The sequence below is a fragment of the Microbacterium sp. NPDC090281 genome (assembly GCF_044769635.1).
Classification (GTDB): domain Bacteria; phylum Actinomycetota; class Actinomycetes; order Actinomycetales; family Microbacteriaceae; genus Microbacterium.
In genome coordinates this window covers 1,098,002-1,111,432 of the sequence record NZ_JBIVYH010000001.1, presented here as the reverse complement: position 1 = coordinate 1,111,432, position 13,431 = coordinate 1,098,002, and the positions used below count along the sequence as shown (strand labels likewise).

The 13,431-nt window shown below is 68.3% G+C and carries 11 protein-coding genes; 5 read left to right on the top strand and 6 right to left on the bottom strand.

Annotated elements, in window-relative coordinates; genetic code table 11:
- Window positions 1-174: 174 nt before the first annotated feature.
- Window positions 175-1,260 carry an ROK family protein gene (locus tag ACIQTX_RS05260; RefSeq protein ID WP_402969790.1) on the top strand — a complete coding sequence of 362 codons (1,086 nt, stop codon included), beginning with the start codon at window positions 175-177 and terminating at the stop codon, window positions 1,258-1,260.
- On the opposite strand, the gene ACIQTX_RS05255 is transcribed toward ACIQTX_RS05260, so the two are convergent.
- The gene (locus ACIQTX_RS05255; RefSeq protein WP_402969787.1) at window positions 1,247-3,397 is read right to left on the bottom strand and encodes an alpha-galactosidase; all 2,151 of its coding nucleotides are present in this window, start codon (window positions 3,395-3,397) and stop codon (window positions 1,247-1,249) included. The genes ACIQTX_RS05260 and ACIQTX_RS05255 overlap by 14 nt on opposite strands.
- Before the next feature lie 121 nt (window positions 3,398-3,518).
- Complete coding sequence (locus tag ACIQTX_RS05250) at window positions 3,519-4,862, bottom strand: MFS transporter (protein WP_402969784.1); 1,344 nt, start codon at window positions 4,860-4,862, stop codon at window positions 3,519-3,521.
- 100 nt (window positions 4,863-4,962) lie between these two features.
- Here ACIQTX_RS05250 and ACIQTX_RS05245 point away from each other — a divergent pair, with 100 nt between their 5' ends.
- Window positions 4,963-5,358: a helix-turn-helix domain-containing protein gene (locus ACIQTX_RS05245; protein WP_028502629.1), complete on the top strand. Its 396-nt coding sequence runs from the start codon at window positions 4,963-4,965 to the stop codon at window positions 5,356-5,358.
- Between the two features lie 8 nt (window positions 5,359-5,366).
- On the opposite strand, the gene ACIQTX_RS05240 is transcribed toward ACIQTX_RS05245, so the two are convergent.
- On the bottom strand, window positions 5,367-6,242 hold the full coding sequence (locus ACIQTX_RS05240) for a hypothetical protein (protein ID WP_402969781.1): 876 nt from the start codon (window positions 6,240-6,242) through the stop codon (window positions 5,367-5,369).
- Between the two features lie 28 nt (window positions 6,243-6,270).
- Window positions 6,271-6,651: a hypothetical protein gene (locus tag ACIQTX_RS05235; protein WP_402969778.1), complete on the bottom strand. Its 381-nt coding sequence runs from the start codon at window positions 6,649-6,651 to the stop codon at window positions 6,271-6,273.
- A 125-nt stretch (window positions 6,652-6,776) separates the two neighbouring features.
- On the opposite strand from ACIQTX_RS05235, the gene ACIQTX_RS05230 reads away from it, so the two are divergent.
- The 3 genes from ACIQTX_RS05230 to ACIQTX_RS05220 are packed head-to-tail and all read left to right on the top strand — an operon-like array spanning window position 6,777 to window position 10,064.
- The gene (locus ACIQTX_RS05230; protein WP_402969775.1) at window positions 6,777-7,442 is read left to right on the top strand and encodes a response regulator transcription factor; all 666 of its coding nucleotides are present in this window, start codon (window positions 6,777-6,779) and stop codon (window positions 7,440-7,442) included.
- On the top strand, window positions 7,439-8,824 hold the full coding sequence (locus ACIQTX_RS05225; RefSeq protein WP_402969773.1) for a sensor histidine kinase: 1,386 nt from the start codon (window positions 7,439-7,441) through the stop codon (window positions 8,822-8,824). The genes ACIQTX_RS05230 and ACIQTX_RS05225 overlap by 4 nt, the downstream gene beginning before the upstream one ends.
- A gap of 58 nt (window positions 8,825-8,882) precedes the next feature.
- The gene (locus tag ACIQTX_RS05220) at window positions 8,883-10,064 is read left to right on the top strand and encodes an LCP family protein (protein WP_402969771.1); all 1,182 of its coding nucleotides are present in this window, start codon (window positions 8,883-8,885) and stop codon (window positions 10,062-10,064) included.
- 45 nt (window positions 10,065-10,109) lie between these two features.
- Here ACIQTX_RS05220 and ACIQTX_RS05215 read toward each other — a convergent pair whose 3' ends face one another.
- Window positions 10,110-12,647, bottom strand: a complete 2,538-nt coding sequence (locus ACIQTX_RS05215; protein WP_402969768.1) for a LuxR C-terminal-related transcriptional regulator — start codon at window positions 12,645-12,647, stop codon at window positions 10,110-10,112.
- A gap of 67 nt (window positions 12,648-12,714) precedes the next feature.
- Window positions 12,715-13,416: a class F sortase gene (locus ACIQTX_RS05210; RefSeq protein WP_402969765.1), complete on the bottom strand. Its 702-nt coding sequence runs from the start codon at window positions 13,414-13,416 to the stop codon at window positions 12,715-12,717.
- Between the last annotated feature and the right edge of the window lie 15 nt (window positions 13,417-13,431).

Genomic DNA, 13,431 nt, shown 5'->3' with positions numbered 1-13,431 from the left:
TCACGACAGGCGCAACGTCGACGCCTCTGCGCACCCAGGCGGGTTCAGAGATATGTTGAGGGAGCGGTTACCACTGACGGGGCGCACGCCCCACGAGCTAGGCAGAGAATGAGCTATCAATCGAACGGTCGGACCGGGGACTCCTCGGCGCTTCGACGGATGAACCTTCAGTCGGTGTTCCGAGTCTTGCACTCCGGCGGAGTGCACACGATCACCGAGCTCACCGAGCTCGCCCAGCTCTCCCGCCCGACCACGCGGCAGGCCGTCGACGATCTCGTCGCCAGTGGGTGGGTCGTCACCGCGGAGGCGCAGCGCGAATCCGCCTCCGTCGGCCGCCCCGCGCAGGCCTTCGAGTTCCGCCCCGATGCCGGATTCGTGCTCGGCGCCGACATCGGCGCCGCAAAGGCCGTCGTCCTGATCAGCGATCTCGAGGGCAGAGTGGTCGCTCGCGCTCGCGCCACCCTCTCCCCCGACCTCGCACCCGAAGAGCGGCTGGAGGTTCTCGGAAAGACCATCGACGAGGCCGTCTCGGCGTTCGACCGGCCCATCGAGAGCATCTCCCACGCCGTCATCGGCACTCCGGGAACCGTGAACCGCGAGGGCGAGGTCATCTGGGGGCGAGCAATGCCCGGATGGGTGGGGCAGAACCCCGCACGATGGGTCGAAGACCGCTACCCGATCCAGGCACAGTGCGTGAGTGACATGCCGATGGCCGCGCTCGCGGAGCACTGGGTGGGAGCGGCAACGCATTCCGAGGCCGTGGTCTACGTCCACGTCGGACGCCGCCTCGGTGCAGCGGCGCTGGTCGACGGACGCCCGCACTACGGCTTCCACGGAGCGGCGACGCAGATCGGCCTCTGGCGTGCCACCCCCTGGCGCGAGGACTACGACGACCTCCTCGAGCCGGGCGGGGCCGGGGCGACCGGCGATGCCTCTGCTCTCTTCGCGAAGGCCGAGCGAGGCGACGAAGACGCCCGCTCCCGGGTCGACGCCCTCGCCGACGAACTCGTCGCCGGGCTCCTGCCGATGGTGATCGCGATGGATCCAGAACTTCTCGTGATCGGCGGTGGCGTCTCCCGCGCCGGAGAGGGCATCGCCGCACCTGTCCGCTCCCGTTTCCGTGAAGAGACGCCGTTCGCGCCGGATGTCGTCTGCTCATCGCTCGGCGACGAGGCCGTGGCGCTCGGCGCGCTTCGCGCGGCGCTCGACGCCGCAGAGGAGCGGCTCTTCGCCGAGCTCGCCCCCGTCACACGCGGCTGAAGCGCACCACCAGCACCTGCTCGGGATCGATGACCGGCGTCTCGAGGCCCGACTGTGCGAGGACTCGACCAGGGAGAGTCGTGCCACTCGTCACCCACGGCATCTCGGTGTATGCCCGTGAGCGCAGAGCCGGCCCCGGCGTCACGACATCCACCCGGTAGCGGGCGTCAGGGTCGAGCCCCGGAACGCGCACGCGACCTGCCGAAGGCGCCAGCGCGGATGTCAGCTGCGCGAGCGTGAAGATCGCTTCCGACCGATCGTGCGCGACGACGCCGCGCACCATCAGGGAGGGATCGGCATGATCGGTGTTGACCGCACGCCCCGAATGCAGCAGTCGTCGATGCGACTTGTACAGGGCGACCCATTCGGTGAGCTCCGAGAGTTCGACCTCCGTCGCCCTGGTCAGATCCCACTGGATGCCCAGATAGCCGAGGAAGGCGACTCCGGCGCGGAAATCGAGAGAAGACGTCCGCCCTGTCGTGTGCGATGCGCTCGCTGAGATGTCGTTGCCGCTCATCTCGATGGGCAACAGCAATCCGGTGTATTTCTGAGTCATCGCACGTTCGAGCGGATCGGCGCAGTCGCTCGTCCAGGTCCGCTCCGTCCGCGCGAGAATCTCCAGGTCGATCCGCGCGCCACCGGACGCACAGTTCTCGATGTCGACGTGCGGGTGACGCTCGCGCAGCTCGTCGATGAGCCGATACACGGCGAGCGTGTGTTCGTGGAGCACCGCATGCCCGCCGCGTCCCGGCTCGAGCACATCGCGGTTGTGGTCCCATTTCAGATAGTCGAGGTCGTGCGATCCCAGCAGCCAGTCGAGGCGTTCGAGGATATAGGCGTAGACCTCGGGGTTCGAGAAATCGAGGACATGCTGCCACTTGCCGACGGGCGGCAGGCGGTCGCCCGGGCGGAGGATCCAGTCCGGATGCGCGCGCGCGAGCTCCGAATCGACGCTGACCATCTCCGGCTCGACCCAGATTCCGAAGCCCATTCCCCGACCCTTGACGTGACGGATCAGGGGGTCCAATCCCTCCGGCCAGACCTCCGGATCGACGTACCAGTCCCCCAGGGCGCGGCGATCATCTCGCCGCCCCAGGAACCACCCGTCGTCGAGCATGTAGAGCTCTGCGCCCACCTCGGCACCGATGTCCGCCAGCTCGACGAGCTTGTCGAGACGATGCTCGAAGTACACCGCCTCCCAGACGTTCAACACGACGGGCCTTTCGCCCGACCGGGCTCGAGCACTCTCCCTGACCTGCCCGTGGAAGCGTCCTGCCAGCTCGTCCAGTCCGTCGCCGTGCGACGCATAGACCCACGGAGTCCGGTAGCTGTCTCCTGCTGCAATGGCGATCTCGCCGGGGAGCAGCAGCTCCGCCCCCGTGATCACGGTGCCGCCGAGCACCGTCCGCTCGGCGGCGAGCTCATGGTTGCCGCTCCACGCGACATGCACACCCCTGACCTGCCCGCGCTCGAATCCGAACCCCGGGGCGCCGGCGAGGAGAAGCAGAGAACCGTCGGCGCCCGGGCGCCCCTTCCGCCCTTCCCGCACGTGCCGCCCCACCGTGAGCGTGTGGCGTTGCGGAACCCGCTCGCGCATCCAGCGGCCCGTGAAGTCGAGCACCTCGGTCAGGTCGTCGGTGAGCGGGAAGCTCGCCCGCAGGGAGCCCAGACTGTACGAACTCGGCCCGAGGTTGTGCAGTTGCATCCGCTGTCGGACCAGACCTGATCGCGTGATCTCGATCTCGACCACGAGCCGGAGGCCGGACTCGGCGTCGTCGCAGCGGATGACGACCGACGCAGGTCCGACCTCGCCCTCCACGGATACTCCCGGTCCGCCGTCCACAGCCGTGAGAGTGAACGCCGGCGAGAACGCGAGACCCTGCCGATCGCCTTCCAACCCTGGCGCGCCCGTCCACCCGTCCGACGGCAGCGGAAGAAGCGAGACCGCACGGGGCTCGTCGACATCACCGACGCGGTGCTGCGGCCTGTTCGCCTCCACCAGGGATGCGAGATCAGCAGCGATGAGCACTCCGAGGTCAGGACCCCAGTAGCGGATCGCCGGCACACCGACGGTGGGGAACTCGATGACCACCGACGTTCCACCCTGCCGCAGGTGCAGCGGATTACAAGCGCGCATAACTTCCTCTCGATTATGAAAATACATTACATAATCAGGCGACATAATTGCAATCGCGAGAGTGGAGGCGCACCTCACGGGATCGTCGCCGGCGCTCAGCCGCCCGCCGAGACGCCCTGTTTCACCCGGGAGTCCGACGACGTATGAGCGGCACCACGGCGGCGACGACCACCACTATCGCGGCGACCAGCGCCGCCGTGGTGAACCCACCGGCGACCACCGCGGCGATCGTTCCGAGAACCGCGATGCCCAGGCCACCGCCGAGCGCGAAGCCGACCTCCTGGATCGCACCGACCTGGCCGGCATCGTCTTCGGTGGTGGCATCGAACAGCGCGGTGGCCGCGAGCGTGGCTCCGATGCCGAACCCGAGCCCGACCAGCACGAGCGGCACGGCGACGACCTCGGGATCGGTGAACAGCCACGCCATGCCGGCAGCCTGCAGCAGCAGCGCCCAGACGGTGAGCGCTTCGGCCCGCACCCAGCGGAGCGCGATCGGAGCGACCACTCCGCCGATCGCGATGGCTGCCGCCTGCGGGAGGATCGCGAGACCGGCTTCCGCTGCGCTCCATCCCCTCGTGTCCTGCAGATGCAGGCTCACGAGGAGGACGGATGCCGACGAGACACCACTCGCGACGAGGATGCGGGTGATGGCAGGACTGAATCCCGGGATCCCGAACAGACGCATGTCGATGAGCGGCTCGGACAGCCGGCGCTGGCGCAGGATGAAGTACACGAGGCTGCCGACCGCGACCACTCCGGCGATGGCTGCCGGCACCGGTGCGGCGAGCGCCTCGTGCAGCGCGAAGGCCAGGGCGCCGAGGGCGACGATCGACGTGACGATGCTCGGAAGGTCCCACGACGGCGTCCGGGAGCTGCGGGAGTCGGGCACCAGCCAGAGGGCCAGCACACCGGCGAGCACCGCCAGCGGCACGCTCCCCAGCAGCAGCCAGCGCCATCCCGGTCCCTCCGCCAGAAGTCCGCCCAGCACCGGCCCGAGCGCACTGCCCACCCCGAACGTCGCCGTCCACAGTCCGTAGGCGAGCACCCGCTCCCTGGCGTGATACTTCGCGCCGATCGTGGCCACGACCCCGGCGACGACGAACGCCTCGGCCACACCCAGCAGCGCCCGGATCACGATGAGCAGCATCCCACTCTGCGCGAAGCCGCCGACGGCGTTGAGCACCGCGAATCCGGCGAGACCGATCAGGACGATCTTCTTCCGCCCGAAGGCATCACCGATCCTCGCCGCGAGGATGAGGGTCGCGGCGAGCGAGAGCGCGTACACGTCGGCGAGCCAGAGACCCTCGGTGTCACTGAGCGCGAGCTCGCCGCGGATGGCCGGAAGCGCCGTGGAGACGCTGCTGATGGCGAGCGCGCCGATGAGGATTCCGAGGAGCAGGGGGACCATCGCGAACCAGAGGCGGAGGGTCGAGCGCGAGGCGGCGATGGTGGGGGTTGAAGTCACAAGCTCAGTCTGTAAAGTACAGACAGAAGGTGCAAGTACGGTCATTTATGACACGTACTGACATTTTGGATACCAAGGCAGACGACACGAGGAGCGTGTGATGAGGGAGAAGACCGAGCGGATCGTTCGCGACTGGTCCGAGTCGTGCGACGCCGAGGTGTCGATCGCGGTTCTCGGCGGCGCCTGGAAACCGAGCATCCTCACGCTTCTCGGCGAGCACGAGGTGCTGCGCTTCGGCGAGCTCGGCCGCCTGCTCGAGAACCCGACCGCCCGCGTGCTCACCCGCCAGCTGCGCGAGCTGGAAGAAGACGGCCTCATCACCCGTACCGTCTACCGGCAGGTGCCGCCGAAGGTCGAGTACCGCCTCAGCGAACTCGGCACCAGCGCCACCCCGTTGCTCATCGAGCTGACGCGGTGGGGCACGCAGTACGCCGAGCGGCAACGCGCGGCCTCGACCGCCAGTGAGCCCCTCGACCGCGACCCCGTCGTCGCGTAACCCCTCGCCTACTCGCTGTCGAGGAAGACCCCGACGCGCTCGCCGTCGTACACGAACTGCAGCGCCGTCCCCGAGGGGAAGCGTTCGCTCAGCTCCTTGGGGACATTGCTGTCGAACGGCACTTCCACGGTCGCGGGGAACGTACCCACGGCGCACCCGGAGTACGTGGGTCCGTCGTAGCTCCAGCCCTCGGAGGAGTCGAACTCGTCCTTCTCAGGAATCTGATCGGCACGGGCGACGGTGAGGCAGTCGGCTCCGACAGAGCCGTTGAAGTACCCGCCGGTGCTCTCCATGAGAGCCAACCCGTAGAAGTCGAACACCGCGGAACTCGGCCCAGCCCCCATCCACCCGGCCGGAATCTCCAGCGTGGATGTCGCCTCCAGCGTGGCGATCTGCGGAGCGCCTGCGGAAGTGGAGGAGACGGGAGAGATCTTCACCAAGGCGAAGGTGACGGCAGCCGACACGGCGGCCGCCGACAACGCGGCCGCCGCCACGATCGCGGCCAGCCAGACGATCCTGGACGTCCGTGCCGAGAACCACGCTGACAGCCGCTCGGCTGATCTCTCGCGTGCCGGGACCGGCTCCGACGGTTCGGCGGGGGCGCCGGCGAACACGTCGAGCGCATCCTCCACCGAATCCTGGGCGCGTCGCCCCGAACCTGCCTCTCCCCGAACGGGTTCAGCCGGTCGAATCGGCTCCACGTGCCGAACGGTCTCCGCTTCCGGAGCGGGCACGACGGCATCGTCGACAGCGGCCCTCGGCTGTCTCATCGCCTCCAGCTGTTGGAGGCGGCGGAGCGCGGCAGGATCGTTCTCGATGTCCGCCGTCGGACCATAGGCGCGGGCCCGGAGGGCGCGAAGCTCTTCATCAGCCGCAGTGCTCATCTCCGGCATCGTCTCACAGGCCGGACGGTCAGCCGCAGAACGCCGAGGCCGAGTCCTTGAGCTGCTCGATGGCCTCCACCGTTTCCGGAGCCTGCAGGTCGGTCATGCCCCCGATCTGGGTGGCGCCGGAGCGGATGAGGTCGCCCAGCTGTCCGTCGACGTTGGCCGCGAGACCTTCGAGTGAGGCGACGAGTTCGTCGCGCGCCGCGTCGGCCTGCTCCGCCGAGACCTCGCCCTGGTCGAGCAGCGCCTGGTACTGCCCGTAGGCGTCGTCGATCGTGGTGCAGGTCGCCTGGACGTCGATCCCCACTGCGTCACCGGCCATCTGCGTGACCTGCGAGCAGCCGGAGAGGACCCCGGCGGCGAGCCCTGCAGCGAGGACGAGAGGAAGGACCACGATTCGGCGCATGGCATGAGGGTAGCGGCTCGACCTGACGCCTTCCTGCGACCCATGCCGGTCGCCGCATGGAGCACTTGCACGGGCGAAGGCGTCTAACATCGCAAGCGCGCGATGGCCGGGGAGGTGGGCGCCTGATGAAGGTCATGCTCGTGGATGACGATGCGGAGATCCGCCTCGGTTTCACGACCGCCCTGCGGCGCCGCGGCCACACCGTCGACACCGCAGCGGACGTCGCCTCTGCCCGCCTGCTCGCCGAACGGATCAGTCCGGATGTCGCGATCATCGACGTCATGCTCCCCGACGGCGACGGGTTCTCGCTGTGCCGCGAGATCCGCACCCGATGGGGCTTCCCGACCGTCATGCTCACTGCGCGCGATGAGGATGCGGATGTCGTCATCGGCCTCGACGCCGGAGCCGACGACTACATCGCGAAGCCGGTCAGCGTGGCAGTGCTCGAAGCGCGCCTGCGGACGGTCCTGCGTCGCAGCTCCCGCCTCACCGCGGAGCCGCTCCGGGTCGGATCGCTCGCACTGCACGAGGATTCCGCAGAGGCACTGGCTGCCGGCGAGGCCCTTCCGCTGAGCGCCACCGAATTCCGCCTGCTGTACGAGCTCGCCCTCAACGACGGGCACACCCTGAGTCGTTCGCGTCTGATCGATGCGGTCTGGGCGCAGTCCCGGCCCGACACCCCGCGGGTGGTCGACACCGCCATCCAGCGCCTGCGCGCGAAGCTGACCGCGGCGAACGTCTCGTCGCCACAGCTGGAGACCGTCCGCGGGATCGGATATCGGCTGCGATGACCGCACGCCGCCGCCTGACCCTCCGCTCTGCCATCGCCCTCGCTCTCATCGGCAGCACGATCGCGGTGTCGGTCCTCGTCACCGGTGTCGTCGTGTTCACGGCCGGCAAGATCGTCTACGAGTCCAGACAGCAGGGTCTCCTCGACGAGTTCGCGACGACGGCCGACGCCCTGTTCACCTCCATCTCCACCGCATCACCGGAGGACACGTGGAAGTACTACGCCGAGATCCTCCCCGGAGAGACGGTCATCATCGACCTCGACAGCGGCCGGAGCGCCGGTGAGCTCCGGCCGGATCAGGTGCCCGACGCACTGCGCATCGACGACAGCAGCCGCTCCGGCGAACCGACCTCGCTGATGACCACGCTCGACGGCCGAGAGGTGTTCTTCGTCTCGGTCGTGCGGGACGATCTCCCCCAGGACCCGAGCGCCCGGCTCGCCGTGGTCACCGCCTACTCGATGCAGCCGCAGCAGGAGCAGGTGCGAGAGCTCATCGTGTCCGGAGTGCTCCTCAGTGGCGGGGTCGTGGTCCTCGTCATCCTGCTCGAGCGCCTGCTCGGTGGCGCGTTGACGCGTCCGCTGCGCCGCCTGGTCGACACGGCGCGCGCGGTCGGGTCCGGCGACGGTCCGCCGGAATGGAAACCGTCGTTCGATGACGTCGACCGCGTGGCCGACGCCCTCCGTCTCTCGTCCGAGCGGCTGGGCGACACCATCGGGCAGCTGCAGCGCCGTGAGGCGGAGTCCCGGCAGCTCGTCAGCGACGTCGCCCACGAGCTGCGCACCCCACTCACCTCGATGATGGTGGTCGACGAGCTCCTCGACGAAGACGAGCAGGCGACCGCGGAGGAACGGGCTGTCGCCGCTGCGGTCGTGCGTACCGGAACCCGTCGGCTGCACGCCTTGACCGAGCACCTCCTCGAACTCTCCCGCCTGGATGCCGGAGTCGCGCGAGTACACCCGACGACAGTCGTGCTCCACGACCTGCTCATCGACGTGGTCGACGCGACAGGGGTCGATGTCTTCGAGGCCTCGGTCGCCCCCGATCTTCGGATCCACACCGACGCCGCGCGGCTGCACACCGTGCTGGCGAATCTGCTCACCAACGCCTCGCGGCACGGCCGACCGCCCGTCACCGTTCGCGTGCATGAAGACGGCGATGTGCTGCACATCGATGTCGGCGACCACGGCCCCGGCATCGCCGAGACCAACGTCGAGCGGGTGTTCGACCGCTTCGTGACCACCGACCGTTCGCGCTCCGACGGGGCCGGCACCGGGCTCGGACTCGCGATCGCCCGCGACAACGCGCGACTCCTCGGCGGGGAGCTCGCGCTGCTCGCCCGCTCCCCCGGTGCGACGTTCCGCGTAAACCTCCCTCTTCTGTGACACTCGTGTGACATTCGTCGTCGACACTGGCTGCTCGCCGATGTCGAGAGGTCTTCCCATGAGTCTTCCCCCGCCCGCTGCCCCGAGCAGGCTGCGCCGACGACGGCTGCGGCGCTTCCTCACTCTGACCGCGGTCGCCATCCTTGTCATCGGTGGAGGGACGGTCGCCGTCGCAGCGATCCGACTCTCGCAGAACGTCACCACGGTCGAGCTGCACCCCGCACACACCGACGAGCCTCCCTCCGTCGCAGACTTCGACGGCGAATTCGACGTGCTGCTCGTCGGATCAGACGGTCGTGCAGGGCAGGGCGCCCAGTACGGCGAGGGCGGTGACGTCGAAGGCAGCCGGAACGACGTCACCCTGCTGCTGCACGTGAACGAGTCGCACGACGCGGCCACTGTGATCTCCTTTCCCCGCGACCTGCTCGTCGATATGCCCTCGTGCACCGACCCCGACACCGGGAAGACCTGGGATGCCGGTCACCGGGTTCAGTTCAACGAATCGCTCGCCCGCGGAGGGCTGGGGTGCGTCGCGTCGACGGTCACGGCGCTCACCGGAATCGACCTCGCCTACGCGGCGGAGATCAGCTTCACCGGGGTCATCGACGCCTCCAATGCGGTCGGGGGCGTGCCCATCTGCTTCGCCGGCCCCATCCACGATCGGCACTCCGGGCTGGAGATCCCGGAAGCGGGAACCTACGACCTCAGCGGCGAACAGGCTCTGGCGCTCCTGCGCTCCCGCTACGGCATCGGTGACGGGAGCGATCTCGCCCGCATCTCGACCCAGCAGGTGTTCCTCTCATCTCTCGTGCGAACGCTGCGCGACCAGTCGACCCTGACCGATCCGGTGAAGCTGTTCGGGATCGCCGATGCCGCGACGCGGAACATGACGCTGTCCACGCCGCTCGCAGACCTCGGAACACTCGCATCCATGGCGAAGGTCTTCAGCGACCTGCCCCTGGAGAACATCGCGTTCGTGTCGTACCCGCACCTTCCCGCCGGCGACCGCGTCGTCCCCGACGAGCAGGCCGCCGCCGCTCTGATGGGGCGGGTGAAGTCGGGCGAGACGGTGAACATCAGTGCCGACCACACGGGCCGTGGGAGCGAGTTGTCCGAGCCGTCCGCCCCGCCGTCTGCCGACACCGAAGAACCGACGACGACGGAGCCCGAGAGCCTGCCGGAGAACATCGACGGGCAGAGCGCGGCACAGGACACCTGCGTGCGCCCGTACTCCGGGTAGCGTCGGCCGCGCTGCGAGCGCGGTGCCGGCTATCGACGCAGGACATTACTCCGACCTGTCCGGAAGGTACTCAGCGAGATCGCGGCGGCTCGTGGTCGCGGTCTTCTTCATGATGCGGTGCAGATGGCTCTCGACTGTGCGCACGCTCAGCACCAGCTCCGTGGCGATCTGCTGGTTCGACCAGCCCATCGCCGCCAGGCGCGCCAGTTGGATCTCACGCTTCGTCAACAGGATGTCTGCGCTGCGGAAACGTGCAGCGTCGAACGTACCCGGTTCGAGACCGGCGATGAGTTCCTCGCCCGCACGGCGCGCTCGCTCCGCGTCCTCGGCATGGCCGACGTCTTCGAAGAGCTGCGCCGCACGATCGTAGGCATTGACGGCGAAACCGGCACGTCCGGTCCGCAGGAGCCGCGGTGCCGATTCCTCCAACTGTGTCGGGTTCTTCGTGACGAGAGCCTCCACGTACGTGCGCAGCGCGCCGACGAACTCCCCCTCCACAGCGTCGAGGCGTGGGCGGAGATCTTCGAATCGCTCAGGATCCGGCCACAACTCCAACTCGATCAGGTGCACCAGCACTGCATTCCACCGCGCACCGCGGCGCCAGAGTCGCTCGGCTCCTTCGAGTAGTTCCTGCCGTGCGGCATCGGCGCGTCCGGCGGCGAGTTGAATCTGACTTCGTGGCCAGCTCGTCGACATGGCGGGAAACGGCCCGTCCGAGATCACGAGGCGTTCGGCCTGATCGAGTCTCGTCTGAGCGAGTCCGGGGTTCCCGGTGCGTCCGGCCACGATGCTTCCGATGCACAGCGCTCCCAGAAGGGATGTCGGGGCGTTCGAGTTCGGAGTTCCGACGGCGAGCGCCGTCTCCACCAGGGTGGTGGCTTCCCGATAGTCGCCGCGGATCAGCTGGCACAAGGCCGCGAAGTAGGCGGTCGTGCGCACGGCCGTCGCATCGGCGGAGGCGCGCGCATGGTCCAGGGCACTGTATGCGAGGAGAGTGGCTTGGGAGTGCTCGCCCTTCGCCAGGCGCACCAGGCCGCGGATGCTCTCGTGGTCTGCCCAGTCCGCCCCCAGACTGTGGGGATCGACTTCGGCGAGCTCTTCCTCCGCCGCCATGATCCGCCCGGCGATGAGCAGGCCGGCGGCGCGGATCACGTGGACGGAACCGCGCACGTCATCGGGGAGACCGACGGGAGGAGCCACCTCGTCACGGATGTCGCCATCGTGTCCCTCGTACAGCACCTCGAGGCGCATCCGCGCCGCCTGCAGGGCTGGGCGGAACTTCCCTGCAGCCTGCTCCCCGTCGCGCAGCAGCTCTTTCGCCTGTGCGACATTGCCCCGGCCGGCAAGCCAGGCCGAATGCCACCCCAGCAACCGGATGCTGGGCATCAGGTCATCACCATGAACCGTGCGGCTGAGGATCGAGCGGACCTCTCGCGGGGCAAGATCCCCGGAGCCCAGCGCGAGCAGATAGGTGAAGGCATTCTCCGCGCTCGGTTCCTGCTCCCACTCAACACGGGCGTGAACGAGTCGTGCGCGCGCCGCGTCCTGCACGGCGCGGACGAACATCGCATCCGGTTGCGCGGCGCGGAGGTCGGCGACGTCGGTGACACCGGCCATGAGCGAGTCGACCCCGATGTATCCCTCGTGCCCTCGGGACAACCGAGCGGCGCGGGCCGGGAGCCCGAGGTGTCGGAAGTACTCGGCGATGAGGGGCGGTGCCACTGCCGAACGCTGCTCGCCGTTGACCGACTCGAACGTGAGGAGTGCTTTCTCCTCGAGCTTCTCGACGAGAGCCGCACCGAGAAGAGAGACGGTGCTGTCGAGGTCGAGCGGACCACCGAGGCTCAGTCGTTCGAGCGCTTCCCTCTCCCGTCGCCGCAAAGGCCCGATGTGACGTTCCACGAGGCGTCCGAGCGCCGGGCTCCACAATTCGCTCTGCGCTATCCATACGCCGTCCACGAGAGCCAATTGCCCCTCCTGGATGCCGACTTCCCAGATGCCGATGGCGAGTCCGGCGAGCCCTCCGGACTTTCCGAAGATACGGCTCAACGTCGCCGGGTCGATCGCCGCGTCTGCGCGCTGTTCCAGCAGACCCTCGAGTTCATCCAGCCGCAACGGCTGCAGGCGCAGTTGGTAGGCCCGTCCGAGGTGGGGATTCCGTGCTCCCTGCAGCACTTCCTTGACGCGACGGTGGGTCGTCACGATGGGGAACATCGCCTGATGCTGCGCGGCACGGATGACCCCCCACGATGCGTCGTCCAAGTGATCGGCGTCATCGACGAGGAGGACGAACTCGCCCTTTGCTGCTTCCTTGACGAGGCGCTGCGCGTACCCACCGACGTCAGGCACGCGCGACGCCTGCGTCGAATCACTGAAGTACGCCGACAGTCCTCCCAGCGGCACACCCTTCAGCCCCGGCGTCCCCGCGAGGAGGAGAGCCGTGTGGCCGCTCGCTCGCAGCACCTCCTGGAGACGTCGCACGAATGTCGTGCGCCCGTTTCCTGGCCGCCCGTAGACGACGACGTCGACACCGGAGCGGATATAGGCGACCGCATCGGTGAGGGCGATCTGATTGCCGAACATGCGCTCAGTCTGGCCTGGTAGGGCCGAAGAAGCGAGGGACCGGTAGGTCCGCGACCCCGGGCGGGAGTCAGGGGACAACGAGATGAGCTTCGATCACCGTGTTCTGCACCGAGCGTTCGCCGGACGGGAGCTGCTGACAGGTGATGATGACGAGCCGTCCTGGACGGTCCTCCCACAGCGCGGATCGCTCGGAGAGCTCCGTCTTGTCCACGGAATACGACGAGTCGATCGCATATATCGCCTCGCCCACCTGAACCTGTTCGCCGGCCTGCACTGCGGCGCGACCGTCGGCGACGTCGATCAGATAGTTGCCCGGAGCGACACCTGGATCCGGAATCGAGTGCATGACGACGTAGGTGCTGCCCACAGCGGGATCCGCCGGCGTCCCCAGATTGCGCACCGTGTACGCCGAGGTGAAGCCGGGAGGAGTGATCTCCCCGTCGACCATATCGAGCCCGCCGAGCGGCACATCCAATCCCACGGACGGAACCCTGAAGCGCGTGCCCTCGTCTTCGACGACATCCATCAGGGCGAGTGCCTGCGGATCCTCGATCGGGTCTTCGAGCACCACCGCATTGCCATCCATGTCGAGCGTCGACGAGGTCGCCGCAGACGAGGGCGCCCACGCGCCCGAGGCCAGCCACAGGGTCGCTGCGACGATGACCAGGCCGACAGCGCACGCGACCCAGACGAGCGCGGTGCGGCGTCCCCGTCGGCCAGGGGAAGAGTCAGGACCGCCGGGTGATGGCGATGCGAGCGAAGTGTTCATGTCAACCAGTTTGTC

What these genes read in the sequence shown, in the direction of transcription:
- ACIQTX_RS05240 (WP_402969781.1), bottom strand. Translation starts at nt 6,242, where the DNA reads ATGAGCACTGCGGCTGATGAAGAGCTTCGCGCCCTCCGGGCCCGCGCC.
- ACIQTX_RS05220 (WP_402969771.1), top strand. Translation starts at nt 8,883, where the DNA reads ATGAGTCTTCCCCCGCCCGCTGCCCCGAGCAGGCTGCGCCGACGACGG.
- ACIQTX_RS05245 (WP_028502629.1), top strand. Translation starts at nt 4,963, where the DNA reads ATGAGGGAGAAGACCGAGCGGATCGTTCGCGACTGGTCCGAGTCGTGC.
- ACIQTX_RS05225 (WP_402969773.1), top strand. Translation starts at nt 7,439, where the DNA reads ATGACCGCACGCCGCCGCCTGACCCTCCGCTCTGCCATCGCCCTCGCT.
- ACIQTX_RS05215 (WP_402969768.1), bottom strand. Translation starts at nt 12,647, where the DNA reads ATGTTCGGCAATCAGATCGCCCTCACCGATGCGGTCGCCTATATCCGC.
- ACIQTX_RS05230 (WP_402969775.1), top strand. Translation starts at nt 6,777, where the DNA reads ATGAAGGTCATGCTCGTGGATGACGATGCGGAGATCCGCCTCGGTTTC.
- ACIQTX_RS05210 (WP_402969765.1), bottom strand. Translation starts at nt 13,416, where the DNA reads ATGAACACTTCGCTCGCATCGCCATCACCCGGCGGTCCTGACTCTTCC.
- ACIQTX_RS05255 (WP_402969787.1), bottom strand. Translation starts at nt 3,397, where the DNA reads ATGCGCGCTTGTAATCCGCTGCACCTGCGGCAGGGTGGAACGTCGGTG.
- ACIQTX_RS05235 (WP_402969778.1), bottom strand. Translation starts at nt 6,651, where the DNA reads ATGCGCCGAATCGTGGTCCTTCCTCTCGTCCTCGCTGCAGGGCTCGCC.